At 72.7% G+C, this 25,652-nt stretch carries 22 protein-coding genes and 1 pseudogene; 11 read left to right on the forward strand and 12 right to left on the reverse strand.

Translation table 11 applies throughout. The features are described 5' to 3' along the window. Positions 1-209: 209 nt before the first annotated feature. The 4 genes from ACZ49B_RS12100 to miaA form a co-directional block, all read right to left on the reverse strand. Entirely contained in the window at positions 210-2,339 is a 2,130-nt protein-coding gene (locus ACZ49B_RS12100; RefSeq protein ID WP_468303866.1) for a RelA/SpoT family protein, read from the reverse strand. A gap of 140 nt (positions 2,340-2,479) precedes the next feature. Beyond that, the gene (dapF, locus tag ACZ49B_RS12105; protein WP_468303869.1) at positions 2,480-3,355 is read right to left on the reverse strand and encodes a diaminopimelate epimerase; all 876 of its coding nucleotides are present in this window, start codon (positions 3,353-3,355) and stop codon (positions 2,480-2,482) included. 70 nt (positions 3,356-3,425) lie between these two features. Next, the gene (locus ACZ49B_RS12110; RefSeq protein WP_468303872.1) at positions 3,426-3,962 is read right to left on the reverse strand and encodes a hypothetical protein; all 537 of its coding nucleotides are present in this window, start codon (positions 3,960-3,962) and stop codon (positions 3,426-3,428) included. Between the two features lie 131 nt (positions 3,963-4,093). Next, positions 4,094-5,032 (reverse strand): tRNA (adenosine(37)-N6)-dimethylallyltransferase MiaA, encoded by a 939-nt coding sequence (gene miaA / locus ACZ49B_RS12115; protein ID WP_468303873.1) that lies wholly within the window; start codon positions 5,030-5,032, stop codon positions 4,094-4,096. A gap of 242 nt (positions 5,033-5,274) precedes the next feature. On the opposite strand from miaA, the gene ACZ49B_RS12120 reads away from it, so the two are divergent. Then, positions 5,275-5,424, forward strand: coding sequence for a gliding motility protein (locus ACZ49B_RS12120; RefSeq protein ID WP_468303876.1), 150 nt, complete (start codon positions 5,275-5,277; stop codon positions 5,422-5,424). Between the two features lie 23 nt (positions 5,425-5,447). Beyond that, positions 5,448-5,693, forward strand: a complete 246-nt coding sequence (locus ACZ49B_RS12125; protein ID WP_468303879.1) for an antitoxin — start codon at positions 5,448-5,450, stop codon at positions 5,691-5,693. 61 nt (positions 5,694-5,754) lie between these two features. On the opposite strand, the gene ACZ49B_RS12130 is transcribed toward ACZ49B_RS12125, so the two are convergent. The 3 genes from ACZ49B_RS12130 to ACZ49B_RS12140 all read right to left on the reverse strand — a co-directional run bounded on the left by ACZ49B_RS12130 (position 5,755) and on the right by ACZ49B_RS12140 (position 8,773). Next, complete coding sequence (locus ACZ49B_RS12130) at positions 5,755-6,462, reverse strand: class III extradiol dioxygenase subunit B-like domain-containing protein (protein WP_468303882.1); 708 nt, start codon at positions 6,460-6,462, stop codon at positions 5,755-5,757. A 155-nt stretch (positions 6,463-6,617) separates the two neighbouring features. Beyond that, positions 6,618-8,144 carry a tRNA (N6-isopentenyl adenosine(37)-C2)-methylthiotransferase MiaB gene (miaB, locus tag ACZ49B_RS12135; RefSeq protein ID WP_468303884.1) on the reverse strand — a complete coding sequence of 509 codons (1,527 nt, stop codon included), beginning with the start codon at positions 8,142-8,144 and terminating at the stop codon, positions 6,618-6,620. Further along, complete coding sequence (locus ACZ49B_RS12140) at positions 8,141-8,773, reverse strand: maleylpyruvate isomerase family mycothiol-dependent enzyme (protein WP_468303887.1); 633 nt, start codon at positions 8,771-8,773, stop codon at positions 8,141-8,143. The genes miaB and ACZ49B_RS12140 overlap by 4 nt, the downstream gene beginning before the upstream one ends. Positions 8,774-8,844: 71 nt before the next feature. Here ACZ49B_RS12140 and ACZ49B_RS12145 point away from each other — a divergent pair, with 71 nt between their 5' ends. Both ACZ49B_RS12145 and ACZ49B_RS12150 read left to right on the forward strand, forming a co-directional pair. Then, a complete protein-coding gene (locus tag ACZ49B_RS12145; RefSeq protein WP_468303889.1) occupies positions 8,845-9,801 on the forward strand; it encodes a LysR family transcriptional regulator in 957 nt (318 codons plus the stop codon). A gap of 32 nt (positions 9,802-9,833) precedes the next feature. Next, on the forward strand, positions 9,834-10,829 hold the full coding sequence (locus ACZ49B_RS12150; protein ID WP_468303891.1) for a TAXI family TRAP transporter solute-binding subunit: 996 nt from the start codon (positions 9,834-9,836) through the stop codon (positions 10,827-10,829). A gap of 21 nt (positions 10,830-10,850) precedes the next feature. Here ACZ49B_RS12150 and ACZ49B_RS12155 read toward each other — a convergent pair whose 3' ends face one another. From ACZ49B_RS12155 to ACZ49B_RS12165, 3 genes and pseudogenes are all read right to left on the reverse strand, one after another. Next, a complete protein-coding gene (locus tag ACZ49B_RS12155) occupies positions 10,851-11,849 on the reverse strand; it encodes an ROK family protein (RefSeq protein ID WP_468303893.1) in 999 nt (332 codons plus the stop codon). Positions 11,850-11,876: 27 nt separating this feature from the next. Continuing rightward, positions 11,877-12,947, reverse strand: coding sequence for a LacI family DNA-binding transcriptional regulator (locus ACZ49B_RS12160; protein WP_468303895.1), 1,071 nt, complete (start codon positions 12,945-12,947; stop codon positions 11,877-11,879). A gap of 437 nt (positions 12,948-13,384) precedes the next feature. Further along, a pseudogene (locus ACZ49B_RS12165) lies at positions 13,385-14,719 on the reverse strand (NEW3 domain-containing protein); the annotation flags it as partial. A gap of 148 nt (positions 14,720-14,867) precedes the next feature. Here ACZ49B_RS12165 and ACZ49B_RS12170 point away from each other — a divergent pair. Together ACZ49B_RS12170 and ACZ49B_RS12175 are read left to right on the forward strand one after the other, a co-directional pair. Continuing rightward, positions 14,868-16,133: a glycoside hydrolase 5 family protein gene (locus tag ACZ49B_RS12170; protein ID WP_468303897.1), complete on the forward strand. Its 1,266-nt coding sequence runs from the start codon at positions 14,868-14,870 to the stop codon at positions 16,131-16,133. A gap of 103 nt (positions 16,134-16,236) precedes the next feature. After that, positions 16,237-18,354 (forward strand): endo-beta-N-acetylglucosaminidase, encoded by a 2,118-nt coding sequence (locus ACZ49B_RS12175; RefSeq protein WP_468303984.1) that lies wholly within the window; start codon positions 16,237-16,239, stop codon positions 18,352-18,354. Between the two features lie 33 nt (positions 18,355-18,387). Here ACZ49B_RS12175 and ACZ49B_RS12180 read toward each other — a convergent pair whose 3' ends face one another. Both ACZ49B_RS12180 and ACZ49B_RS12185 read right to left on the reverse strand, forming a co-directional pair. Next, a complete protein-coding gene (locus ACZ49B_RS12180; protein WP_468303899.1) occupies positions 18,388-19,800 on the reverse strand; it encodes a sensor histidine kinase in 1,413 nt (470 codons plus the stop codon). Between the two features lie 12 nt (positions 19,801-19,812). Further along, entirely contained in the window at positions 19,813-20,517 is a 705-nt protein-coding gene (locus tag ACZ49B_RS12185) for a response regulator transcription factor (protein WP_266636142.1), read from the reverse strand. 276 nt (positions 20,518-20,793) lie between these two features. Between ACZ49B_RS12185 and ACZ49B_RS12190 the strand changes: the two genes are divergently transcribed. From ACZ49B_RS12190 to ACZ49B_RS12210, 5 genes are all read left to right on the forward strand, one after another. Further along, positions 20,794-21,579 (forward strand): amino acid ABC transporter ATP-binding protein, encoded by a 786-nt coding sequence (locus ACZ49B_RS12190; protein WP_468303902.1) that lies wholly within the window; start codon positions 20,794-20,796, stop codon positions 21,577-21,579. Positions 21,580-21,666: 87 nt separating this feature from the next. Next, positions 21,667-22,518, forward strand: coding sequence for a glutamate ABC transporter substrate-binding protein (locus ACZ49B_RS12195; RefSeq protein WP_468303904.1), 852 nt, complete (start codon positions 21,667-21,669; stop codon positions 22,516-22,518). 80 nt (positions 22,519-22,598) lie between these two features. After that, the gene (locus tag ACZ49B_RS12200) at positions 22,599-23,273 is read left to right on the forward strand and encodes an amino acid ABC transporter permease (RefSeq protein WP_468303906.1); all 675 of its coding nucleotides are present in this window, start codon (positions 22,599-22,601) and stop codon (positions 23,271-23,273) included. Then, on the forward strand, positions 23,270-24,163 hold the full coding sequence (locus ACZ49B_RS12205; protein WP_468303908.1) for an amino acid ABC transporter permease: 894 nt from the start codon (positions 23,270-23,272) through the stop codon (positions 24,161-24,163). The genes ACZ49B_RS12200 and ACZ49B_RS12205 overlap by 4 nt, the downstream gene beginning before the upstream one ends. A gap of 424 nt (positions 24,164-24,587) precedes the next feature. Continuing rightward, positions 24,588-24,755, forward strand: a complete 168-nt coding sequence (locus tag ACZ49B_RS12210) for a hypothetical protein (RefSeq protein WP_468303910.1) — start codon at positions 24,588-24,590, stop codon at positions 24,753-24,755. The last annotated feature ends 897 nt before the right edge of the window (positions 24,756-25,652 follow it).

The raw sequence follows: 25,652 nt of genomic DNA on the forward strand, positions 1-25,652 counted from the left end.
GGGTCTGGTGCGTGTGATCGCAAGGCGGAGGAGGGAGGCGACGCTCGCGTCGTCGACCGACGACAACGCGGCGAGCGCGCGTGCCGGGCCCCGCCGGCCAGACGAGACTTTGACGACACCCCCTAGGCACGACCCCGGTCCGAGCCTGTCTCGGCCCCGGTCCGGGGCCCCGCTCGGCCTCGGTCCGGGCCGCTCTCCCCCGGTCCGGCCTAGGCTCGGCGCACGTCGTAGACGCCGGGTACGTCCCGCATCGCCCGCATCAGGGCCGGCAGGCCGGTCGCATCGGGCAGTTGCAGGGTGTACGTGTGCCGGACGCGCTGCTCGACGGGCGGTTCCACGGTCGCGGAGACCACCTCGACCCCTTGGCGGGCGATGGCCTCGGTCAGGTCGGCCAGCAGGTGCGGGCGGCCGAACGATTCGGCGAGCAGCGTGACCCGGCAGTCCGCCGTGGCCCGCCAGTGCACGGCGACGGAGGTCCGCCCCAGCGCACGCATCTGGGCCACCGCCGCGCAGTGGATCCGGTGGACGGTGACGGCCCCGCCCCGTACGACGAACCCGGCGACGGCGTCCGGCGGCACCGGCGTGCAGCAGCCGGCCAGCCGTACGGTGGCGTCCGGCAGGTCGGCGACCGCGTTGCCGCCGCCGCCCCGGGCGCCGACCACGGACAGCGGTGCCCGGGCGGGCGCGGTGGTGGGTTTCACCGAGTCGGGATGCGCCTGGAGCCAGCTGCTGATGGCGATCCGGGCCGCCGGGGTCTTGGCGTGCTCCAGCCAGTCCGCGGCGGGGCCCGAGGAGGCGTCCTGGGCGAGCAGCAGCTGGACGGTGTCCCCGTCGGACAGCCGGGAGGCCAGGGAGGTGAGGCGCCCGTTGACCCGGGCGCCGATACAGCCGTGGGCCGCCTCGCCGTACTGCGCGTAGGCGGCGTCGATACAGCTGGCCCCGGCCGGCAGGCTGATCGTGCCGGGGGCACCGCCGTCGGCGCGGAACACGGTGATCTCCCGGTCCTGCGCCAGCTCGGCGCGCAGCACGCTCCAGAAGGTGTCGGGGTCGGGCGCGGACTGCTGCCAGTCGAGGAGGCGCGACAGCCAGCCGGGCCGGGTCGGGTCGACGCGCTCCTCGTCGCAGTCGGCGCTGTCGGCCGGGGAGCCGGAGCCGGCCTCCGCCGGCGCGGGGGCCTCCGCGGCGATGTGGGCGTACGGATTGCCGAGGGCGACCACGCCGGCCTCGGCGACGCGGTGCATCTGGCGGGTGCGGACGATGACTTCGGCGACGTGCCCCTCGGGCGTGGCGACGGCGGTGTGCAGCGACTGGTAGAGGTTGAACTTCGGGGCGGCGATGAAGTCCTTGAACTCCGAGACGACCGGGGTGAAGCAGGTGTGCAGCTCGCCCAGCACGGCGTAGCAGTCGGCGTTCTCGCCGACGAGCACGAGGATGCGGCCGAAGTCGGAGCCGCGCAGTTCGCCGCGCCCCAGGGCGATCCGGTGCACGGAGACGAAGTGCCGCGGCCGGACCTGCACCTCGGCGGCGATGCCGGCGTCGCGCAGGACGGCCTTGACGGAGTCGGCGATGGCGGGCAGCGGGTCGCGTTCCCCGGCGTGGGCCGCGATGAGCGCGCGGGTGTGCTCGTACTCCTCGGGGTGCAGGATCGCGAAGACGAGGTCTTCCAGCTCCGTCTTGAGGGCCTGGACGCCGAGGCGTTCGGCGAGGGGGATGAGGACGTCGCGGGTGACCTTGGCGATGCGCGCCTGTTTCTCGGGGCGCATCACGCCGAGGGTGCGCATGTTGTGCAGCCGGTCGGCGAGTTTGATGGACATGACGCGGACGTCGTTGCCGGTGGCGACGAGCATCTTGCGGAAGGTCTCGGGTTCGGCGGCAGCCCCGTAGTCGATCTTCTCGACCTTGGTGACGCCGTCGACGATGAAGCAGACCTCGTCGCCGAATTCGGCGCGGACCTGATCGAGGGTCACCTCGGTGTCCTCGACGGTGTCGTGGAGCAGAGAGGCCGTCAAGGTGGTGGTCTCGGCGCCGAGTTCGGCCAGGATCAGGGTGACGGCGAGCGGGTGTGTGATGTACGGCTCACCGCTTTTCCGCATCTGGCCGCGGTGCGAGGACTCCGCGAGCACGTACGCGCGGCGCAGGACGGACAGGTCCGCGTCCGGGTGGTGGGCGCGGTGCGCCTCGGCGACGTGGCCGATGGCATCGGGGAGCCGGTCTCGGGACGTGGGCCCGAGAAGGGCAGCGCGCCCGAGTCGTCGCAGGTCAAGGCGGGTCCGGCCCCGTCTGCGGAGTTCGGGGCGCGCTTCGGGTCGTGCTTCGGGGTTCGTGGCCTCTGCACTCATGGGCACCTCCGGCGGCTTCGACCGGCGGTGGTGGGCATGGGGTGAGCCCTCAGGGCCGGTGCCTGATGCTACCGACCCCACCACGTGGCGCAGTCCGCCTCTCGCTCAGCGTGAAACGGATCACCCATTAGAGGGAAGCTTCAGCCGAAAGCCGTTTCGGTGAGCCAGGCCGCGTCGAACTCGCCCGCGGCCACGATCACGGCCGGTCCGGTCATGTCGACCTGCCCGTCGGGGTGTTCGGCGATGACGAGGGTACCGCCGGGGAGGTCGACGGTGTACGTGACGGGCTCGCCGGTGACGGCCGGGTCGGCGCCGTCGCGGCGGATGGCGGCCACGGCGACGGCGCAGGCGCCGGTGCCGCAGGAGCGGGTCTCGCCGGAGCCGCGCTCGTGGACGCGCATGGCGACGTGCCGGGGGCCGCGGTCGACGACGAACTCCACGTTGACACCCGTCGGGTAGACCTCGGCGGGGCTGAACGGGGGCGGGTCGAGCAGCTTTCCGGCGTGGTCCAGGCTGTCAACGAAGGCGACGGCGTGCGGGTTCCCCATGTTGACGTTGCGGGCGGGCCAGGCGTGCTCGCCGACCGTCACGGTGACCTGCTCCTCGGGGAGGACGGCTCGGCCCATGGAGACCGTCACGTCGCCGCTCTTGTCGAGGTGCACCCGCTTGACGCCGCCGCGGGTGGCGACGGCGAGGTCGCCGGGCTCGACGTGGCCGGCGTACTGGAGGTAGCGGGCGAAGACGCGGACGCCGTTGCCGCACATTTCGGCGACGGAGCCGTCGCTGTTGCGGTAGTCCATGAACCACTCGGCCTCGTCGGCCAGGTGCGCCGCCTCGGGGTGCGCGGCAGACCGGACGACGTGCAGTACGCCGTCCGCGCCGATCCCGGCGCGCCGGTCGCAGAGCTTCGCGACGGCGGTCGCGGGCAGCTCGACGGCGTTGTCCGGATCCGGGACGATCACGAAGTCGTTCTCGGTGCCGTGGCCCTTGAGGAAGGAGAGGCTCGTCTGCGTCACCCGCCCATGGTACCGAGCGGGGCGTTCGGGCAGGTCGGCGGCACCTACGGGAGCCGCAGCCCGACGGCGGCTATCGCAGCCGCGCGACCCGGTACACGGCCAGCGCCACGAGTGCCAGCGCGACCAGGGCGTACAGCCCGGCCATGCGCCAGTCGGGGCGGCGGCCGCTGCCCCGGGGCGGGAGCCCGGGCCAGGTGTAGCCGACGCGGCGCGCGGCCATCATGCCCCAGCCGCCGGCGCAGGAGCTGATGAGGAAGCCGAGCATGGCGACCACGGCTCCGCCGTCGCCGAACTCGAAGGCGAGCGGGAAGGCGAACATCAGGGAGCCGGCGGCGGCCAGCATCACGATGGGGGCGATCTGCCAGATGCGCAGCCGGCGCTGCGGGCGCAGCTCGACCTCGAACTCGGGACCGGCGGCGGCCTCCGCCTCGGCGGTGTCCGGTGCGTCCGGGCCGTCGGGGGTCAGCCGTGCCGGGTCTGCGGGCAGCCCGAGGCCGTCGGGCTCGGGCGGCTCTCCCCCAGCCACTGCTGGGAGGTGCCCGAGAATCGTCGGGTCCGCTTCCCGTCTCGTCCCGTCCTGCCCGGTGTCGCGAGGGCCGGCCTCCATTGCCACGCGCCCTCCCCACTCGGACTTCGCACGCCGTCGTTCACCGCCGGTGACCGCACCTGCGGAATTTGATGATGGCACGGCCCAGGCCCCCGAACGGGCGCGCGGGGCGTCCCGATGCCATCACGTGATCAGGCTGTAACCGCTCGTTCGACCAACGACTGCGCGAGTCCGACGAGTTCCCCGCGGTCGGCGACGGCGCCGCTGAGCCAGTGCACGCGGGGGTCCCGGCGGAACCAGGAGTCCTGCCGCCGGGCGAACCGCTTGGTGGCGCGGACGGTCTCGGCCCGGGCCTCGTCCTCGGTGCACCCGCCGGCGAGGGCGGCCAGCACCTGCTGGTAGCCGAGCGCCCTGGATGCGGTGACTCCGTCGCGCAGGCCCCGGGCCTCCAGCGCGCGCACCTCGTCGACCAGCCCGGCCTCCCACATCCGGTCCACGCGCAGGGCGATCCGCTCGTCGAGCTCCGGCCGGGCCACGTCGACGCCGATCTGCACGGTCTCGTAGACCGACTCGTGGCCGGGCAGGTTGGCGGTGAACGGCTTCCCGGTGATCTCGATGACCTCCAGGGCGCGGACGATGCGGCGGCCGTTGCTCGGCAGGATCGCCTGGGCGGCGGCCGGGTCGGCGGCGGCGAGGCGGGCGTGCAGGGCGCCGGGGCCGCGCAGCGTGACCTCCGCCTCCAGCCGGGCCCGGACCTCGGGGTCGGTGCCGGGGAACTCCATGGCGTCGAGGGCGCCGCGGACGTACAGGCCCGATCCGCCGACGAGGACCGGCGTACGGCCCTGGGCGAGCAGCTTGTCGATCTCGGCGCGGGCCAGGCGCTGGTACTCGGCGACGCTCGCGGTCTCGGTGACGTCCCAGATGTCGAGGAGGTGGTGCGGGACGCCGCCGCGCTCCTCGGTCGTCAGCTTGGCGGTGCCGATGTCCATCCCCCGGTACAGCTGCATGGAGTCGGCGTTGACGACTTCGCCGTCGAAATGGCGGGCCAGGGCTACGCCCAGATCGGACTTTCCGGCCGCGGTGGGACCGACGACGGCGATGACCCGCGGGGCGGGGGCTGCATTCCTCACCGCACCAGTCTCGCAGCCCCCGGTCAAGGCACTGCCATGTACCCGATCGAGTGACGTGACGGGGTGTTGGCGAGGTCGTTGCCCTGGCGAGGTTCCGCCCGGCGTACGCCCGGCGGAGGCCGGGCCGTACAGGGCGGAACTTCACCCGCACGAGTAACGTTATAGGAGTAGACATGGGCGTTTTTGATCGGTTTTTTCGTCGTAAGGGCGAAGATGCGACCGCAGAGGTCGCGTCGGAGGACGTGACGACGGAGTCCGAGGCTGCGGTCGGCGAGACCGAAGCCGAGCCGGCCGCGACGGATGCTCCTGCGGCGGAAGCCGTGGAGATTCCGAAGCAGCAGTCGGCGGACGCCGCCGCGGACAGCGAGGCCGGCGAGAGCGCCCGTACGTAGACACCGCCACTGGAAGGTGACCCATGGGCCTGCTGGACACGCTGAAGGCCAAGCTCGCACCGGCGAAGGAAAAGGTCGGCGACCTCGCACAGCAGCACGAGGGCAAGATCGGCCACAACCTCGACAAGATGGCGCAGGCCGTGGACTCCAAGACCAAGGGCAAGTACCACGGCAAGATCGAGACCGGCACGAGCAAGGCGAAGGACGCCCTGGGCAAGATCGCGCACAAGGACGCCCCCGGCGGGCCGACGCCGCCGGCGTCTTCCTGACGCGGTCAGCGGAAGGGGCGCGGGTTCGACCGAACCCGCGCCCCTTCCTCGTTCCTCCCGGTCAGGACCAGGCGGCGACGAAGTAGCCGACCCCGTACGGGGCGTCCTCGTACAGCAGCCGCCCGTCGAGGCCCGCGCCCTCGGCGGCGCCGGCCAGCACCTGCCAGGGGGCCCGGCCGGCGGCCTTGAGCTCGGACGCGAGCTCGGCGTCGAGGTCGGCGAGCGCGGCCACGTCGGCGGCGCCCAGCGCGCGGGCAGCGGCGGCGTCGAAGGCGGCGGCGCGGTCGTCGAGGTAGCCGGGGGCCTTCAGGGTGCGGCAGGCGCTGCCGTCGCCCATGACGAGGAGCGCGACGCGCTCTTCGCGTGCGGCGAGCCCCCGGCCGGCCTCCAGGCACCGGGCGGTCTCGAGCGGTTCCGCGACCCCGAGGCCCTCCACGGGCGCCGAGCCCCAGCCGGCGCGGCCGAGCAGCCAGGCGCCGACGGCGAGGGACGGCGGCAGCAGGCGCGGCCCCTCCTCCCCGTCCCCGAGTCGTACGTCGGCCTCGACCCCGAATCCGCGGAAGTTGCCGCGGGCGCCCTGCGGGTAGGCGCCGCGGTGGTCCTGGTCGGCGGCTCCGACGACGACCAGGAGGTCCGGGCGGGAGGCGGCGAGCACCGCGAGCGCGTCGGAGCAGGCGGTACGGGCGTCGCCGAGTTCGGCGGCGGCCCCCGCGGCGACCTCGGGCACGAGGAGCGGCGGGGCGGGGCAGACGGCGGCGGCAACGAGCATGATCCGCAGCCTAGTCCCGCGCGGCCTCCCGTGTGGCCCCGCCGGGCCACTCCTCCCCCGCGGGCCCGGCCCGGGGCCCCGCGTGGCGCCGTGGCGGCGCGGATGCGGAGGCTCCGCCCCCGCCTCGAACGCCGACAGGGCTGAAGTGCGGGCCGTCAGGAAGACGTCGGCACGGCACAGCCCGAGGTGGCCACCGGGAGGGGGGCCGGGACGCCCAGGGTGGGGATGCCCAGCATGACGCCCTGGGGCTGCGCCGGGGCCGCATTGCGCTTCTCCCAGGCGTCACCCGCCCGAGTGCGCCGCACCGACTGCGTCGGGCCCTCCGCCAGGAGGTGGTGGGGGGCCGCGTACGTGATGTCGACGGTCACCACGTCACCGGGACGGACCTCCGCCTCCGGCTTCGTGAAGTGCACCAGGCGGTTGTCGGGGGCCCGCCCGGACAGGCGGTGCGTCGCGCCGTCCTTGCGACCCTCGCCCTCGGCGACCATGACCTCCAGCGTGCGGCCGACCTGCTTCTTGTTCTCCTCCCAGGAGATCTCCTCCTGGAGGGCGACCAGGCGCATGTACCGCTCCTGGACGACTTCCTTGGGGATCTGCCCGTCCATGTCCGCGGCGGGGGTGCCGGGGCGCTTGGAGTACTGGAAGGTGAACGCGTTCGCGAAGCGGGCCTCGCGCACGGCGTGCATCGTCTGCTCGAAGTCCTCCTCCGTCTCACCGGGGAAGCCCACGATGATGTCGGTGGAGATCGCGGCGTGCGGGATGGCGGCGCGGACCTTCTCGATGATCCCGAGGAACCGCTCCTGGCGGTACGAGCGGCGCATCGCGCGGAGGATCGTGTCCGATCCGGACTGCATCGGCATGTGGAGCTGCGGCATCACGTTCGGGGTCTCGGCCATCGCCGCGATCACGTCGTCCGTGAAGTCGCGCGGGTGCGGGGAGGTGAAGCGGACCCGCTCCAGGCCCTCGATCTGGCCGCAGGCGCGCAGCAGCTTCGAGAAGGCCTCGCGGTCGCCCAGGTCGGACCCGTACGCGTTCACGTTCTGCCCGAGCAGGGTGATCTCGGAAACGCCCTCGGCGACCAGGGCCTCCACCTCGGCGAGGATGTCGCCGGGCCGTCGGTCCTCCTCCTTGCCGCGCAGGGCCGGGACGATGCAGAAGGTGCAGGTGTTGTTGCAGCCGACGGAGATCGAGACCCAGGCGGCGTACGCGGACTCGCGGCGGGTCGGCAGCGTGGAGGGGAACGCCTCCAGCGACTCGGCGATCTCGACCTGCGCCTCCTCCTGGATGCGGGCGCGCTCCAGCAGGACGGGCAGCTTGCCGATGTTGTGCGTGCCGAAGACCACGTCGACCCAGGGCGCCCGCTTGACGATGGTGTCGCGGTCCTTCTGCGCGAGGCAGCCGCCGACGGCGATCTGCATGCCGGGGCGCTTGGTCTTCATCGGGGCGAGCCGGCCGAGGTTGCCGTACAGCTTGTTGTCGGCGTTCTCGCGGACGGCGCAGGTGTTGAACACCACGACGTCGGCGTCGCCGTCGGAGCCCTCGGGCGCGCGCGTGTAGCCCGCGCCCTCCAGCAGACCGGACAGCCGCTCGGAGTCGTGCACGTTCATCTGGCACCCGTAGGTGCGCACCTCGTATGTTCCCTTGACGTCCACTGCCGTGCTCCGGTCGCTGCTGCTGGTCATGCAACAAGGGTAGGCGGTACCCGGAACCCCTCCGGCCCCCCGTGCAGCCGGCCCGCGGGCAGGCGCCGCCCGAAGAGGACGAGCAGCAGGTCCTGGGCTGCGCCGTGGACGGGGGTTCCGCTGCCGTGGGACCAGTCGAGGTCGTCGGCGCACAGCCGGATGCCGGTCAGGTCGACCCCGAAGAACCGCAGGCCGCGCGGGGTGACCGCGGACAGCAGGGGGCGCACCCGGTCCTCGGGGACGCGACGCGGGTGGCCGAGGGCGACGGTGATGTCGAGGCCGTGGACCACGTCGTGCGCGAGACCGGCGGTGGGCCCGCCCGCCGGGGGCTTCCACGGGTGGGCGGCGTTCTCGCGCAGCAGGCCCGACAGCTCGTGCGGGGTGAAGGCGGCGGAGTCGCGGCGGGCGGTGCGGTCGGTCATGCGGTGCAGGCTGCCGCGGGCCTTGGCGAACTCGGCGGCGAACCGGGGCAGGGAGTAGCGGAAGCCCATCGACATGTGCGCGGCGACCTCGCGGACCCGCCAGCCCGCGCAGAGGCTCGGGGCGTCCCACTGATCGGGCGTGAGGGTGTCGAGTACGTCGGCCAGTTCGCGGCGTTCGGCGGCGGTGGCCGCGGCGATGTCGGTCATGGGTTCAGGGTGGGCGGGCCGGTGGCCATAAGTCCAAGAGCAGGTTCTTCTCCGATCTAGAATCCGCGGTTATGGAGCTGGGGCAGCTGCGGTATTTCGTGGCGGTGGTCGAGGAGGGCGGGTTCACCCGGGCCGGGGCCCGCCTGCACGTGTCCCAGCCGGGGGTGAGCGCACAGATCGGGCAGCTGGAACGGGAGCTGGGACTGCGGCTGCTGGACCGGTCGGGGCGGCGGGTGACCCCGACGGAGGCGGGCGAGGCGGTGCTCTCGTACGCGCGGGCCGCGCTGGCGGCGGTCGAGGGGATCCGGCGGACGGCGGACGAGGTCCGCGGCCTGCTGCGGGGGCGCGTGTCGATCGGGCTGGTCCCGGGGGCGGCCGGGGCCGTGGTGGGCGGCTCCGACGTGGTCGGTGTGCTGGGCGACTTCCACGACGCGCACCCCCAGGTGGAGATCGCGCTGGCCGAGGACACCTCGGAGCGGATGCTGGCCGCGCTCCGGCAGGGCGGGCTGGACCTGGCCGTGGTCGGGCTGGGCGGGGAGCCGCCGGCCGGGATCTCCGTACAGGTGGTGATCGACGAACCGCTGGTGGCGGCGGTCCGGTCCGACGACCCCCTCGTACGGGACAGCACGGACGGCGGGATTCCGTTGGCGGCCCTGCGCGGGCGGGCGCTGATCGGCCTGCCGCGCGGCACCGGGCTGCGCGGGGTGCTGGAGCGGGCCTGTGCGGAGGCCGGGTTCGCGCCGCGGGTGGACTTCGAGGCGGCGGCTCCCGCAGTGCTGGTACGGCTCGCCGCGCGGGGGCTGGGGGTGGCGGTGGTGCCGGCCGGGGCGGAGTCGGGGGTCGCGCAGGGGCTGGTCGCGCTGCGCATCACCGAGCCGGCGCTGCACGGCCGGGTCGCCCTGGCCTGGCCCGCGGACGGCCCGGCGGGCCCGGCGGCGCGCAAGCTGCTGGACCAGCTGCGGACCAGGTTCGCCCCGGGGGCCGCACCGGCCCCCGGCTCCGGGGGCGCAGGACCGGGCCGGCCGTGACAGGGCGGCGGGTCGGTGGCAGGATCGCGGCCATGGCTCACGTACCGCCCCGCATCCGCAGGCGCACCGCCCTGTGGGGGCTGGTGGCCGTACTCGCGGTGCTCGCGCTGCTCACCTGGTGGCTGAAGCCCTTCGGCGAGCCGGAGCTGAAGGGCGGGCTGAGCATCAGCACGGGTGTCCGTACCGGGGTCTACCACCGCTACGGCCAGCTGCTGGAGCAGGCGCTCGCCCAGGACATGCCCGAGATGAAGGTGCAGCTGGAGACCAGCCAGGGCTCGCAGGAGAACCTCCAGCGGCTGGCCTCCGGCGAGGCCGATTTCACCATCGCCACGGCCGACGCGGTCTCCAAGTACCGGGCCGACGGCAAGCCCGGCGCGGACCGGCTGCGCGGCGTCGCGCGGCTGTACGACGACTACGTGCAGCTCGTGGTGCCGGCCGGCTCGACGGTGCAGTCGGCGCGGGACCTGAAGGGCAAGCGGGTCGCGATCGGCCAGCCGGGATCCGGGGTGCGGCTGGTCTCGGAGCGGCTGCTGACGGCGGCCAAGCTGGACCCGGCGCGGGACATCACCCCGGTGTCCATCGGCATCGACACCATGCCGGCGGAGCTGGAGGCCGGTCGGATCGACGCGTTCTTCTGGTCCGGCGGCCTGCCGACCAACGCCGTGCGCGAGCTGTCGGACCGGTTCGAGATCCGGCTCGTACAGCTCGGCGACCTGGTGGAGTCGCTCCAGGCGAGCGGGAGCCCGGCGCGGTACTACCGGGCGGCGGTGATGCCCCAGGACGCGTACACCCGGGCTCGGAACACCTCGGCGGTGGCGACCCTGGCCGTACCGAACCTGCTGGTCACCACCGAGGAGACCGACCCGCAGCTGACCGAGCAGTTCACGCGGACGGTGATCCTCAGCCGCGACCGCATCGGGCACGAGGTGCACGCGGCGCAGCTGGTGGACCTGCGCACGGCGATCTACACGGACCCGCTGGACCTGCACGAAGGGGCCCAGCGGTACTACCGCTCGGTCAAGCCGTAGGAAGGCGCGCCGGAGGGACGCTCACGCGGCGGGCAGCAGCATCAGCGCCGCCGCAGCCGCGCCGATCAGTCCGGCGTGGGTGCCCAGGGCCGCCGGGACCACCTGCAGGGCCTGCACGAACGAGAGCGTGGCGTAGTCGGCCAGGTGGGCGCGGATCGGTGCGAAGAGGGTGTCGCCCGAGGTGGCCACACCCCCGCCGATGACCGCGATGTCCGTTTCGACGAGGGTCGCGGTGGCCGCGATGGCGGCGGCCAGGGCGCGGCCCGCGCGGTCGAAGGCGGCCACGGCGACGGGGTCCCCGGCCTCGGCGGCCACGGCCACACCTGCTGCGGTGGCGTCCCCGTCCGGGCTCGCCGGGGTCCAGCCCTGGGCCTTGGCCCACCGGGCGATGGCGGTGCCCGAGGCGATGGACTCCACGCAGCCGTGGCCGCCGCAGACGCACGGCTCACCGTCGAAGGCGACGCTGATGTGGCCGATGTGGCCCGCGTTGCCCGTGGGGCCGGGGTGGAGCTGGTTGTTCAGGATCAGCCCGCCGCCCACCCCGGTGGAGACGACCATGCACAGGGCGTTCGCGTGTCCCCGGGCCGCGCCCAGCCAGTGCTCGGCGGCGGTCATCGCCGGCCCGTCGCCGGCGAGCACGGTGGGGAGGGCCGCGCCGTGCCGGGCCAGTTCGGCTTCCACCCGGGCCAGGACCGGGAACTCCCGCCACGCCCCGATGTTGACCGGGCTCACCGTGCCGCGGGAGGCGTCCACGGGGCCCGCGCTGCCGATCCCGCAGCGGACCGCGGAGGACCAGAGCGGGGAGCCCGCGAGCTCGGCGACGACCTCGGCGACGGCGGCGAAGACCGCGTCGCCGTCCGCGCCCCGCGGGGTCGGACGGCGGGTGGTGGCCGTCATCGTGCCGTCGGGGTGCACCAGGGCTCCGGCGATCTTCGTACCGCCGATGTCGATCGCGACCGTCAGGCCGGTGGCCGAGGCGGTGGCCCGCGGTGCGGGGAAGGCGGGGTGGGGACTCGTCACGGCAGCGGCTCCAGGAAGGGGTCGGGTTCAGTATGCGGCCGGCGGCGGAGCCGTACTCTCCCGGGGCTCCAGCCGAGGCTGCTCGCTCTCGCGGGCCCGCGGCGGGCCCCCGGCGAGCACGGCGAGGAGCTCCTCGGCGGCGAGCCGGCCGAAGCCGGCGGTGTCGCGTACGAGGGCGGTGAGCCGGGGGTGGGTGACCCGGCACAGCGCGGAGTCGTCCCAGGCGACCATGGAGATCCGGCCGGGGACCGCGATCCCCAGCTCGGCGGCGACGGCAATGCCGGCCACCGCCATCACGTCGTTGTCGTAGACGAGCGCGGTCGGCGGTTCGGGCTCGGCGAGGACCCGGCGGGTGGCGGCCGCCCCCTCGGCGTCGGAGTAGTCGGTGACCACCGAGCGCACGTGCTGCGGGCCGAGCCCGCGCGCCTCGGCCTCCGCGCGCAGCGAGGCCATCCGGCGGGCGGTGTGGGCGAGGCCGGGCAGCCCGGCGATGTGGGTGATCCGGCGGTGGCCCAGCCCGTACAGGTGGTCCAGGACCTGGGCCATGGCCCGGGCGTCGTCGGCCCAGACGGAGGACAGCGGGCCGGCCCCGGTCCCGTCGGCGCACACCGAGGGCAGGGGCCCGGTCCCGCCCGTTCCGCCGATCATGACCGCCGGGAGCCCGAGCCGCGCGAGGAGTTCCGGGCGCGGGTCGTCCGTACGCGGGTCGACGACGAGGACCCCGTCCACGCGTCGCTCGGCCCACCAGCGGCGGTAGACGGCGCACTCGGCGTCGATGCCGTCCACGACCTGGAAGAGCAGGGCGACCCGGCCTGCGGACAGCACCTCCTGGATGCCGGAGACCAGTTGGAGGAAGAAGGACTCGACGCCGAGTGTCTGCGCGGGCCGGGCGAGTACCAGTCCGACCGCGCCGGAGCGTTCGCCGGACAGGGCGCGGGCGGCGCTGTTGGGCTGCCAGCCGAGTTCCTCGGCGACCCTGCGGATGCGGGCGCGGGTGTCCTGGGACACGCCGGGCCGGTCGTTGAGCGCGAAGGACACGGCGCTCTCGGACACCCCGGCCCGCCGGGCGATGTCCTTGATGGTGGGTCTGCGGGCCATGGCCTGCCTGCCTCTTCCTCATCCCTGGGGTACGTCGGGCACGCCGGACACGCGGACGGCGATGGCGGGACCGTACGCGATCCTGCCCTGGCAGGCGGCCTTGACCAGCATCCAGTACGTGCCCGGCACGGCTCCCGGCGGCGGCCGCAGCTCGAACTCCACCTCCGCCGGACGGTCCGCCGGTACGTGCACGGCTGTCCTGCGGGACCGGTGAACTGCCAGGTCCCGTACGGGGAGACGGCGTACGCCCGGCCCGTCAGCCGGCTCCGGATCCCGGTGCTGCCGATCCGGGCCCGTACGAGGGCCCGCCCGCCGGGGGCCACCTCCACCTCGGGATCGGGCGCTTCCACCCACAGCGCGGCCGGGGCGTCCGGGGCGCCGGGCACGTCGACGGCGAGGACGTCCTCGAACTCCCCCGCCGGGGTGCTCGCGAGGACGCGGAACAGGTGGGTGCCGGGCCGGGCGCCGGCCGCGGGGATCACCGTCAGCGGGAGCCGCTCGTAGCCGCCGGGCGGCAGTTCGACCGTGCACCGGGTCCAGGAGGGCTGCCAGCCCTCGGGGGCGCGGACCTCCAGCCCGACCGGGCCGCCGGCGCCTTCGCCGTGCGCCGCGACCGTCACCACGGCTTCGGCCGGTACACCCGTGCACGTCACCGCGTACGGGGCGTCGCCCAGCGGCGCCGTCCCCGTGTTGTGCAGCCAGTACCGGCTGAACACCGGCTGGTGCGGCTCGCGTTCGCCGCTCCGCAGCGGCATGCCCGACGCGGCGGGCAGCAGCACGGTCGTCGTCGCCGCGCCGTCGATGCCGCCGGGGAACGGGCCGAGCGGGCGGTCCAGCAGATCGGCCTCGGCGGCGGGCGGCGCGGGCCAGTGCAGCCGGACCCGCGTCGGGCGGCCGTGCGTCTCGTGCAGCCGGACCGCCAGAGCGCCCGAGCCGCCGGCGGCGCGCTTGACCGCCTCGACCAGGACCCGGTCGGCGGGTTCGACGCCGAGCAGCGAACGGGCGGGCGGCTGCGGGCCGGCCTCCGGCGCGGCGGTGAGGGCGGTCAGCGGCTTGTCGAACTCCCGGCCCTGGCGGACCAGATCGGTCTCCCGCCAGTCCCCGGCTCCCGCGACCAGGGCGTGCTCGAAGACGTGGGTCCAGTGCTGGAGCTGGAAGGAGCTGCCGTCCGGGGCCGTGCGCCGCGGCGGGTCCATCCACTCCCCGGCGGGTCGGCCCGTGCAGGAGCGCATCAGGCCGGCGTGCAGCCGGCCCTCGGTGTCGACGGCGAAGCCGGGCGCCCCCCTGACCAGGATCCCGACGGTCCGGCCGGAAGTGCGGGACGAGGCGGACGGTCCAGCCCGGCTCGGCGACGGCCAGGCCAACGGGAGCTCGGCGAGCGGCCGCCCGTCGGGGGTGGCGACGCGGGCGGTGGCGGGCATGACGGCCCCCGGAGCGGCGCCGCCGGTGCGGACGGCGACCTCGACGGTGGACTCCACCGCCGGGCCGGTCCCGGCGCCGGCGGCGTCCCGGGCGTCGGCGTTGTCCCGGGCGTCGGCGGTGTCGGCGCGCAGGATGCGCGGGTGCGGGGTGGTGACTCCGGGGCCGTGCACGGCGACGTACAGCGGGCCGGCCGGACGCCCTCTGCGGATCCGCATGCGGACCACCTGCGCAGGGCATTGCGCAGAACCGGTGAAGAGGGCCGGGATGGCGACGTCGGTGACCGAAATCCCGCTGTCCATTTCCGCACGCTTTCCTGTGTCAGAAGTAAACCCGTCAGAACTAAAGCGCATTAGCTCGATCAGCTTGGGAGGCCCGGAGCCCTTCTGTCAACGGGACTGAAGCGCATAAGTTCCCGTCCCTGAGGCCCTGTTGACTTAACCCGTGGCACGCGGCAGGTTGTGCTCACCCGGCGTATTTCCGAGAACTCCAGGACGCCTTGTGCACGACGAATCCGCCCCCCGTCCGCTCCGTTTCGGCGCCAACTACACCCCGTCCCGCGGCTGGTTCCACCACTGGCTCGATTTCGACCTCGACGAGGTCAGGGCCGACCTCGACTCGGTCGCCGCGCTCGGCCTGGACCACGTACGGGTCTTCCCGCTGTGGCCGGTGTTCCAGCCGAACCGGACGCTCGTCCGGCCGCGCGCCGTCGAACAGCTCGTCGCGCTCGCCGACGCGGCCGCCGAACGCGGGCTCGACGTCAACGTGGACGGCCTGCAAGGGCACTTGTCGAGCTTCGACTTCCTGCCCGCGTGGACCGGGACCTGGCACCGGCGCAACATCTTCACCGACCCGGACGTCGTCGCCGGGCAGGAGGAGTACCTGCGCACGCTGGCCGCCGCCCTCGCCGACCGGCCCAACTTCCTCGGCATGACCGTCGGCAACGAGATCAACCAGTTCTCCGACGCCCCGCATCCGGACCCGGACCGGATCACCCGCGAGCAGGCGGGCCGCTGGCTGGAGCGGATGCTCGCGGCCTGCGAGAAGGGCGCCCCGGGCCGGTTCCACCTGCACGCCGAGTACGACGCCGCCTGGTACCAGGACGGGCACCCCTTCACGGTCGCGCAGGCGGCCCGGCTGGGCGCGGCCACGGCCGTGCACTCGTGGGTGTTCAACGGCACCGCGCAGCGCCACGGCCGGACCGGGACGGCGACCGAGCACCACGCCGCGTACCTCGTCGAGCTGTCGAAGGCCTGGGCGCTCGATCCGCACCGGCCGGTGTGGCTCCAGGAGGTCGGGGCGCCCGCGCCGCTGATCCCGGCGGAGCACGCGGCCGCCTTCACGGAGGCGACCGTGGCGAACGTGCTGGACTGCCCGGACCTGTGGGGCGTGACCTGGTGGTGCTCGCACGACGTGTCCAGGGAGCTCGCGGACTTCCCGGAACTGGAGTACGGGCTCGGCCTGCTCACCAACGACCGCAAGGCCAAGCCGGCCGGCGCCGCCGTCGCCCGGATCGCCGCGCAGTGGCGGGGGCGGGAGCACCGCCCGGCCGTCCGGTCCACGGCGCTGGCCGTGGACGTCGGCGGGGCGGAGGCCGCGCCGAGGCGGTCGGTGTGCGCCCCGGGCGGGGCCTTCTTCGAGGCCTGGGCCGCGCTGACGGCCCAGGGGGTCCGCCCTGCGGTGGTCCTGGCGGAGCTCGCCGGGGATCCCGCCCATCTGTCCGCGCGCGGCATCACCGAGGTGCTGCGCGTGCACGACGTCACCTGACGATCAGCGTCACCCGTCACCCGTCACCGAGGAGCCCCGCATGTCCGAGACCGGCAACGGCGCCGACCCTCGCACCGCCCGTTCCCTCCGTACGGCACCTCCGATGCGTTCGGCCCGGACAGCCCCGCCGACCCGGCGCGGGCTGCTCGCCGCCGGGGCCGGGGCAGGCGCCGCCGCGCTGCTCGGCGCGACCGGCTCGGCCACCACGGCGCAGGCCGCAGCGACCGCCCGGGGCACCCGGGCCGGCGCCACTCCGCCCCCGGCCGACCTGGCCCCGTACGCCTCCTACTGGTTCCCCGACTCGCTGCCCCAGGGCGCCCCCGGCCCGGGCATCACCTGGCGCTCGCTGAAGCAGTGGACCCCCGAGTCCGACCCGGACCTCGCGTACAACACCGCGACCGTGCCGCTCGCGTCCCGCTTCACCCCGGTGCCGCCCAACGCGGGCGCCCGCAGCGGCCAGGCGCGGATCTCCTCCCTCGTCTCCTTCGGGCCCACCGCCCAGAACCCCTCCCAGGGCTCCGCTACCGCCGACCACTACGCGTTGACGCACTGGGCTTACCTCGACGAGCTGGTGTTCTGGGGCGGCTCCTCCGGCGAGGGCATCGTCCTCGCCCCGAACGCGCCCGTGGTCGACGCGGCCCACCGCAACGGCGTCCCGGTGCTGGGCACCGTCTTCCTGCCGCCCGTCGCCTACGGCGGCGACCTCCGGTGGACGCGGGACCTGGTGCAGCGGGACGCCCTCGGCCGGTTCCCGATCGCGGAGAAGCTCGTCGAGGTGGCGCGGACGTACGGGTTCGACGGCTGGTTCGTGAACGCCGAGACCGACGGCGGGGACAGCGCGCTCGCCGCCCGGATGCGGGAGTTCCTGCGCGCCCTGCGGGCGGCCGGCGCCCCGTACGGCCTGCGGATCACCTGGTACGACGCCATGAACAGCACCGGCCGGGTCGGCTGGCAGGGTGCGCTCAACCCGCTCAACCAGGAGTTCTTCGAGGACCGGGCGGGCCGGGTCGCGGACACGATGTTCGTCGACTTCCGCTGGACGCAGCAGACCCTGGCCGCCTCCGGCGCGCTCGCCGACCGGCTGGGCCGCTCCCGCCACGAGCTGTGGGCGGCGCTCGACATGGAGTCCAACGGCTGGAATTCCACCGTCCCTTGGGATGCGATCGTCCCGCGCGACCGCGACCACGTCGTCAGCATCGGCTTCTACCGGCCCGAGTGGACCCGCAACCACCTCACCGACCGCTCCCCCGGCGCCTTCCACCGCGCCGACGACCGGTTCTGGACGGGCGAGTCCCTGGACCCGGCGCACCCCGCGCCCGAGGGCACCTGGCGGGCGCCCGCCACGGCCGTCGCGGACCGGTCGACCGTCGCCGCGCTGCCCTTCGCCTGCGCCTTCAACACCGGGCACGGGGAGCGCTGGTACGAGGACGGAAAGGTCACCTCCGACGCCCCCTGGAACCACCTCGCACTCCAGGACCGGCTCCCGGGCCGCCGCTGGGCCGTGCAGAGCGCCGGTCCGCGCCCGAGCGTCACGCTGGACTTCGCGAAGGCCTGGCGCGGCGGCTCCAGCCTCCTCGTGGCGGGCAGACTCACCGCCCCGGCCGCGATCGGGCTGCACGCGACCCGGCTGCCGCTGACCGGCTCCACCGTGCTGGAGCTGGTGCACGCCACGGAGGCGGGCGTGCTCACCGTCGAGGTGGGCGTGGCCACGCGCGAGCCGGCCGCTCCGGGCGAGCCGGTCCCGTACACCTGGCTGAAGACGCAGGTCCAGGGCTCCGGCCGGGGCGGCTGGCGCACCTCCCGGGTCGGGCTCTCGTCCCTGGCGGGCCGGACGGCGTACGGGCTGGCCGTACGGATCACGGCCCGCGGGAGCACGGCGGTGGCGTGGCGGCTCGGCGCCCTGTCGGTACGCGACGACACCGCGCGGCGGCGCCCGGCGTCTCCGAGTGCGCTGACCGTGGACGCCCAGACCCAGCAGGACGGCAAGGCCTCCGTGCGACTGTCCTGGCGCCGGGCAGCCGGGCCGGTCCGCCACTACGAGCTGTACCGCCTGCTCCCGGACGGCGCCCGCCGCTTCCTCGGCGGCACCTGCGGCACGGCCCTCCACCTCCCGGCCGTCACCCGCGCCGGCCGGGAGCGGGCGGCCGCCTTCGAGGTCCGGGCCGTGGACGAGCTGTACGCGGCCTCCGCCCCGGCCGGCACGACCCTCGTCTGGATCTGAGCCGACCGGGCCCGGGAGCCGGCCGCGGCGGCGTCAGGGCGTGTGCGGATCGCTGCGCGGCACGGCCACCGTCACCCGCAGCCCGTGCGGTGGGTTCGTCTCGTACGAGAGGGACCCGCCGCCCGCGGCGAGCAGGGCCCGGGAGATCGACAGGCCGAGCCCGGAGCCCTTGATGTTCTGGTGGCGGCCGCTGCGCCAGAACCGGTCGCCGACGCGCAGCAGCTCGTCGTCGGTCAGGCCGGGACCGCGGTCGGCGACGACGACGTGCACGAAGGGCCCGGCCGCGGCGACGGACACCTCGACCTGTTCCCCCTCAGGGGTGAACTTGAGGGCGTTGTCGATGACGGCGTCGAGCGCGCTGGACAGGGCGATGGGGTCGGTCCAGCCCGTGACGGCGGCCCGGCCCGTCTCGGTGAGCCGGACGCCCTTCTCCTCGGCATACGGACGCCAGGCGGTCACCCGTTCGGCGGTCAGCGCCGCGATGTCGGTCAGGCTGAGCTCGGCGGAGGTGTGCTCGGCCAGCGCCAGGTCCAGCAGGTCGTCGAGGACCTGGGTCAGGCGCTTGCCCTCGGTCCGCACGGAGGCGATCTCCTCGTTGCCCTCGGGCAGTTCGAGGGCGAGCAGCTCGATCCGCAGGAGCAGCGCCGCGAGCGGGTTGCGCAGCTGGTGGGAGGCGTCGGCGACGAACGCCCGCTGCTGCTCCAGGACCTCTTCCACGTTGTCGGCCATCTCGTTGAACGAGTGCGCCAGGCGTTGGAGTTCCGGGGGCCCGCCGGCCGCTGCGACCCGGGAGTTCATCCGCCCGGTGGCGATGCCGTGGGCGGCCGCGTCCAGGGTCCGGACGGGCTTGAGCACCCAGCTGGTGAGCCGCAGGGCGGCGCCGAAGGCCACCAGCATGGCCGCGGCGAGCCCGGCGACGATCAGCAGCCAGCCGCTCAGGATCCGGGCCCGCATCTGCTCGGTGGGCGACTCGGTGACGACGACCGCGACGACGTCGCCGTCGAGGACGACCGGGGAGGCGACGAGGAGTTTGCCGTGGGTCTGCCAGGGCCACACCTGGGCGGGGTCGTGGCTGCGCCGCCCGGCGAGGGCCTCCTCGAAGGCGAGGCGGCCCTCGCCCTCCTCCGGGAGCTGCCACCAGCCGGGGGCCCGGACCATGGCGTTGTCGTCGCGGTAGAAGATGCCGACGCGGATGCCGTAGAGCTCCTGGTAGCGGGCGAGTTCGAGTTGGAGGGTGTCGCGCCGGTCGGTGGCGCCGGTGGACCCGGAGCCCTCGGCGTCGATGACGAACTGGGCGAGGGCGGCGAAGCGGGCGCTGTCGTCGATCCGGTCGACGACCACGCGCTGCTGCTGCCCGGCGGCCAGGCTCACGGCGAGCGGGAAGCCGAGGGCGAGCAGCACGCCCGCCATCAGGACGACGAGCAGCGGGAGCAGGCGTGCGCGCACGACGGGGCCCCGCTAGGAGGCGGCCGGGGCGACGAGCCGGTAGCCCACCCCGCGGACGGTCTCGATGAGGGCGGGCATGCGCAGCTTGGAGCGCAGCGAGGCGACGTGGACCTCGAGGGTCCGCCCGGTCCCCTCCCAGCTGGTGCGCCACACCTCGCTGATGATCTGCTCGCGGCGGAAGACGACCCCGGGGCGCTGCGCGAGCAGGGCCAGCAGGTCGAACTCCTTGCGGGTGAGCGGTACGTCGGTGCCGTCCACGCTGACCCGCCGGGTGGGCAGCTCGATGCTGACCGGACCGAGCCGGACCACGTCGAGGGCGCCCGTCCCGGTGGCGGCGGCCTCCTCGGAGGCGCCGGTGCGCCGGGCGACGGCGTGGATGCGTGCGAGGAGTTCACCGGTGTCGTAGGGCTTGACGACGTAGTCGTCGGCGCCCATGTTGAGGCCGTGGATGCGGGAGCGGACGTCGGCGCGCGCGGTCACCATGATGACGGGCGTCGCGGTGCGCTTGCGGATCTTGCCGCACACCTCGTAGCCGTCCTGGTCGGGCAGGCCGAGGTCCAGGAGGACGACGCCGAAGGGCGGCGCTCCGGCGGGCAGCAGGGCCTGCAGGGCCTCCTCGCCGCTGCGGGCGTGGGTCACCTGGAAGCCGTGCCGGGCGAGGATCGCGGACAGGGCGGCGGCGACGTGGTCGTCGTCCTCGACGAGCAGCAGTCTCATTGCGTCCCCCGTTCCTGTTTTCTTCCGATCAGGGCCCGCGGTCAGGGCCACCCTGCATCCATGCCGATGGAGAGGCCCACGTCAAGGGGGGTTCCGGTCCGGCGCGTCTTCCGTTATGCACCCGGTACGGGCAAACCGGCCCGGGTCGCGTGGTGCGCACGGAGCGTATCGGAGCGAGGCCGTTTCGTTATGCTCAATTCTCCCTCAGATGTGATGACGGTGTGCGCGCCACGTCACTACTGTCCTCCCAACCGAGGAGGACGGAGCAAGTTGCCGATGAGCGGAGTATCAGTGACCAAGGACGTGCAGGATGCGGCCGGGGCCGCGGACGACCTGGTCGTACTGAGCAACGTCAACAAGCACTTCGGCGCGCTGCACGTGCTTCAGGACATCGATCTGAGCATTGCCCGCGGTGAGGTCGTCGTGGTGATCGGTCCCTCGGGATCGGGCAAGTCCACGCTGTGCCGGACCATCAACCGCCTGGAGACGATCGACTCGGGCACCATCACCCTCGACGGCAAGGAACTGCCGTCGGAGGGCAAGAAGCTGGCCGAGCTGCGTGCCGATGTCGGCATGGTCTTCCAGTCGTTCAACCTCTTCGCGCACAAGACGGTGCTCCAGAACGTCATGCTGGGCCAGCTCAAGGTCCGCAAGACGGACGAGCCGGCCGCGCTGGAGAAGGCGAAGGCGCTGCTGGACCGGGTGGGCGTCGGCTCGCAGGCCGACAAGTACCCGGCGCAGCTCTCCGGCGGCCAGCAGCAGCGCGTGGCGATCGCCCGCGCGCTGGCCATGGAGCCGAAGGTGATGCTGTTCGACGAGCCGACCTCGGCGCTCGACCCGGAAATGATCAACGAGGTGCTGGAGGTCATGCAGCAGCTCGCCCGGGAGGGCATGACGATGGTCGTCGTCACGCACGAGATGGGCTTCGCCCGGTCTGCGGCCAATCGGGTCGTCTTCATGGCCGACGGAAAGATCGTCGAAGAGGCCGCCCCCGAGCAGTTCTTCAGCAACCCGCGCAGTGACCGCGCGAAGGACTTCCTTTCGAAGATCCTGCACCACTGACGGTCTTGTCTGGTAGTGATCCCCTGGCGGCTCAGAGCACGCGTGTCGCTCGTCGTCCAACAACGTCTCATCCGAGGGAAGTTCACCATGAAGGTTTTCAAGGCCGGTGCGGCCGCGGCCGTGGCCGCAGTACTCGCTCTGACCGCGACCGCCTGCGGCGGCAGCAGCGACAAGGCGAGCGGTGACGGCGGCGCGTCCGGCGGCTCCAAGGACAAGATCGTCATCGGCATCAAGTACGACCAGCCGGGCCTGGGCCTCAAGACCCCCGACGGCAAGTTCACGGGCTTCGACGTCGACGTGGCGACCTACGTCGCCAAGGAGCTCGGCTACAAGCCCGAACAGATCGAGTTCAAGCAGGCCGTCAGCGCCGAGCGCGAGAACCTCATCGCCAACGGCGACGTGAAGCTGGTCGTCGCCACCTACACGATCAACGACAAGCGCAAGGCGAAGGTCGACTTCGCCGGACCGTACTTCAAGGCCCACCAGGACCTGCTGGTCCGCGCCGACGACACCTCGATCACCAAGGCCGAGGACCTCAACAAGAAGAAGCTCTGCTCGGTCACCGGCTCCACCTCGGCGCAGAACGTCAAGACCAAGCTGGCTCCTGACGCCGACCTGCGTGAATACCCCGGCTACTCCGAGTGCCTGACCGGCCTGGAGAACAAGGCCGTCGACGCACTGACCACGGACGACTCGATCCTCGCCGGCTACGCCGCGCAGGAGAAGAACAAGGGCAAGTTCAAGCTGGCCGGTCTGAAGCTGAGCGACGAGCCCTACGGCATCGGCCTGAAGAAGGGCGACACCGAGCTCCAGACCAAGGTCAACGCCGCGCTCAAGAAGATGGTCGAGGACGGCTCCTGGCAGAAGGCGGTGGACGCGAACTTCGGCCCCGCCGGCTACAAGGCCGAACCGGCCCCGCAGATCACCGAAGGCAGCTGATTCATCGGTGAGGGGCGCCACTGCCCGCCTGTCACGGGCGGCGCCCCTCACCGGCCATCCTGGGGAGAGCGCAGGGCAACGTGTTCGACTTTCTTAATTCCGGGCAGTACGACGTGCTCGGAGCCTTCTGGGTGACGGTTCAGCTCACCCTCTACTCGGCGGCCGGATCACTGATCTGGGGCCTCGCCTTGGCGGGGATGCGGGTCAGCCCGGTCCCACTGATGCGGTCCTTCGGCACCGCGTACGTCAACGTCGTGCGCAACACGCCGCTGACCCTTTTGGTACTCGGCTGTTCGCTGGGTCTGGACCAGACCCTGGGCATCACGCTCGCGGGCGGGACCTCCAAGGAGATCGGCTTCCGCCTCGCGATCCTGGGGCTGATCGCCTACACCGGCACCTTCGTCTGCGAGGCACTCCGCTCGGGCATCAACACCGTGCCTGTGGGACAGGCCGAGGCCGCACGCGCGCTGGGGCTGAGTTTCTTCCAGGTGCTCACCCTGATCGTGCTCCCTCAGGCCTTCCGTGCGGTCGTCGGACCGCTCACGAACGTACTGATCGCCCTCACCAAGAACACCACGGTGGCGGCGACCATCGGTGTGGCCGAGGCGGCCCTGCTGATGAAGGAAATGCTGGAGAACGAGGCGGACGCGATCTTCGCGGTCTTCGCGGTCTTCGCTCTCGGCTTCGTCCTGCTGACCCTACCCACCGGCCTGCTGCTGGGCTGGGTGGCCAAGCGAGTGGCGGTGAAGCGATGAGCTCCGTTCTGTACGACACCCCCGGACCCAAGGCCAGGACGCGCAACTGGATCTACACCGGCATCTTCGCGGTGGTCCTCGCGCTGGCCCTGTGGTGGGCGCTTTCCCTCATGGCGGAGAAGAACCAGCTCGAGGCCGACAAGTGGGCCCCGTTCGTCACCGATAGCCAGATCTGGACGACGTTCCTGCTGCCGGGCCTCGGCGAGACCCTCAAGGCCGGCCTGATCGCCATGGTGATCGCACTGCCGCTGGGCGCGCTCCTCGGCATCGCCCGCCTCTCCGACCACGCGTGGGTCCGCGTCCCAGTCGGAACTGTCGTGGAGTTCTTCCGCGCCATCCCGGTCCTGATGCTGATGTTCTTCAGCTCCGCGCTGTACGTGATGCTCGGCACCGTCAGCTCCGACCTGCGGCCGCTGTACGCGGTGGTCACCGGCCTGGTCCTGTACAACTCCGCGGTCATCGCCGAGATCGTCGTCGCCGGCATCCAGTCGCTGCCGCGGGGCCAGACCGACGCGGCCAAGGCGATCGGCATGCGCAAGGGCCAGATCATGGCGAACGTCCTGGTCCCACAGGCCGTCACGGCAATGCTGCCGGCTCTGGTGAGCCAGCTCGTGGTGATCCTCAAGGACACGGCGCTCGGCGGCGCGGCCCTGGGCTTCGCCGACCTGATGTCGATGAACCGGCAGATCTCCGCCAACTACAGCAACACCATCGCGACCATGGTCGTGATCGCCCTGATCTACATCGCGGTGAACTTTATGCTCACCACCTTCGCCTCCTGGATCGAAGGGCGGCTGCGGAAGTCGAATAAGGGCTCCGGCGCGGTCGTCGCCGGGGACGTGGCCGAGGTCGACGCGGGCGGCGCGGCCGGCGTGGGCGAGGCTCCCTGATCCCCGGCGGACACGGCTCCCCGAACACGGGAGCCTGACACCTGGTCAGTACACGGGCGTGACAGCTATGGTGCGGCGGAACTCATCCGCCGCACCATACGCATGTCCCGTTCTTGTCTCACGTGACGCAGGCGCCCGAGTCGTCATCAACGCGGGGCCCATCGGGCTGCCCTACCCCTCGCCCCAGCCAGGGCCTTCTCGGCGAGGGGCCCGGAAAGGGTCCCCGCCGGCCCGCGCCGTCGTCCTCTACTCCGGCACCGCCACGATGGCCGAGCGCCCGGGCGGTACGCCACTGTGCGACGACGGTGCGTACTACGTGGCTTGGCGCATCATGCCCCCCGGCCAACACTAGGCGGCTTCGCCTTCCGCCTGCGATAGAACCAGCTCATCATGAGCGTGCTGCCGCCTCAGGAAGTCCCGAGCGATGCTTCCGACCATCATCAGCCAACTGGTGGTCACACTCATGGACACCTCACTCGGTTTCGTCACCCTTTGTCCGGAAACTGCCTCAAACGGCACGGCTCGTCACCGAACACAGGTCAACATCCATTACCCGCAGGCCTCGACCATCGCCGCGATCGGTACGATCTAATCCCGCTCTGCCTGCCGCTCTCAAGCCTCGCGACATGGATCGGGAAGCACGGTCGCCGTGTGGCGAAGAGCGTCCGCCGGACGTCGCCCCGCTGGCGAATATGTAATCTCCACGCGGAAATAAGAAGAGGCCACCGGTCGGCGACCTCTTCCGCGACCGGCGAGCCTGCCGGCAAAGCGCCAATCCGGATCACGTTCGCACAGATGCATTAGGGCTTACAACGCCGTGCGGTGCCCCATCAAGAAGGCCAATGGGGCACCGCATTTACTCGACCGCTCGCACGTGAGCAAAGTGGATCTTGCCATCCAACGCCAGCGAGCGATGCAACCTACTAGTAAGACCTAGTCCAGTACGATCCGCTCTTGACAGTAGTCATCGGCGGGCAGTAGGACATGGAGATGCCACTACTACTCCAAGCCACCGCATCATGCTGGATGACCGGGTCGCCGTTCCACGGCTGACATAAGGCGGACGCCTTCCACCTCCCACCATTGCCGCTGCTGCAGTTGGCCGCAATGCCGTTATTCTCAGGGACCTTCCAACTGGTACATCCCTCCGGCCAGCCAGTGGCGGCCGCAGTGGCCGTTCCTTGGAGGCCGAGGCCTGCCATCGCTGCGGCTGCGAGTAGGGTCACGAACGTCTTCTTCATTGTCACTGATCCTTACCTAGTCGGTTCGACCACGTTCAGGTCTTGTTGTAATAGGACGTCTCGATGCCCGCCGAAGTGGCTCGATAGGACCCTTGGCAGTATGCGATGGAGGTACCCCACTGCTTCCACGGTCCGTAGAACCACTCCACCCTTCCATTCTCGGCATCGGTACACACAGCGGTGGCCCGATAGGAGCCGCCGTTGTGGCTACTGCAGCTGGCGACCGCTCCCCAGCTCCCGGGAACCTC

The sequence above is a fragment of the Streptomyces sp. NPDC031132 genome (genome assembly GCF_055570595.1).

Coding starts and splice junctions, on each gene's coding strand:
- ACZ49B_RS12100 (WP_468303866.1), bottom strand. CDS start 2,339: ATGAGTGCAGAGGCCACGAACCCCGAAGCACGACCCGAAGCGCGCCCC.
- ACZ49B_RS12110 (WP_468303872.1), bottom strand. CDS start 3,962: ATGGAGGCCGGCCCTCGCGACACCGGGCAGGACGGGACGAGACGGGAA.
- ACZ49B_RS12125 (WP_468303879.1), top strand. CDS start 5,448: ATGGGCCTGCTGGACACGCTGAAGGCCAAGCTCGCACCGGCGAAGGAA.
- ACZ49B_RS12130 (WP_468303882.1), bottom strand. CDS start 6,462: ATGCTCGTTGCCGCCGCCGTCTGCCCCGCCCCGCCGCTCCTCGTGCCC.
- miaB (WP_468303884.1), bottom strand. CDS start 8,144: ATGACCAGCAGCAGCGACCGGAGCACGGCAGTGGACGTCAAGGGAACA.
- ACZ49B_RS12140 (WP_468303887.1), bottom strand. CDS start 8,773: ATGACCGACATCGCCGCGGCCACCGCCGCCGAACGCCGCGAACTGGCC.
- ACZ49B_RS12145 (WP_468303889.1), top strand. CDS start 8,845: ATGGAGCTGGGGCAGCTGCGGTATTTCGTGGCGGTGGTCGAGGAGGGC.
- ACZ49B_RS12150 (WP_468303891.1), top strand. CDS start 9,834: ATGGCTCACGTACCGCCCCGCATCCGCAGGCGCACCGCCCTGTGGGGG.
- ACZ49B_RS12160 (WP_468303895.1), bottom strand. CDS start 12,947: ATGGCCCGCAGACCCACCATCAAGGACATCGCCCGGCGGGCCGGGGTG.
- ACZ49B_RS12175 (WP_468303984.1), top strand. CDS start 16,237: ATGCGTTCGGCCCGGACAGCCCCGCCGACCCGGCGCGGGCTGCTCGCC.
- ACZ49B_RS12185 (WP_266636142.1), bottom strand. CDS start 20,517: ATGAGACTGCTGCTCGTCGAGGACGACGACCACGTCGCCGCCGCCCTG.
- ACZ49B_RS12190 (WP_468303902.1), top strand. CDS start 20,794: ATGAGCGGAGTATCAGTGACCAAGGACGTGCAGGATGCGGCCGGGGCC.
- ACZ49B_RS12195 (WP_468303904.1), top strand. CDS start 21,667: ATGAAGGTTTTCAAGGCCGGTGCGGCCGCGGCCGTGGCCGCAGTACTC.
- ACZ49B_RS12205 (WP_468303908.1), top strand. CDS start 23,270: ATGAGCTCCGTTCTGTACGACACCCCCGGACCCAAGGCCAGGACGCGC.
- ACZ49B_RS12210 (WP_468303910.1), top strand. CDS start 24,588: ATGCTTCCGACCATCATCAGCCAACTGGTGGTCACACTCATGGACACC.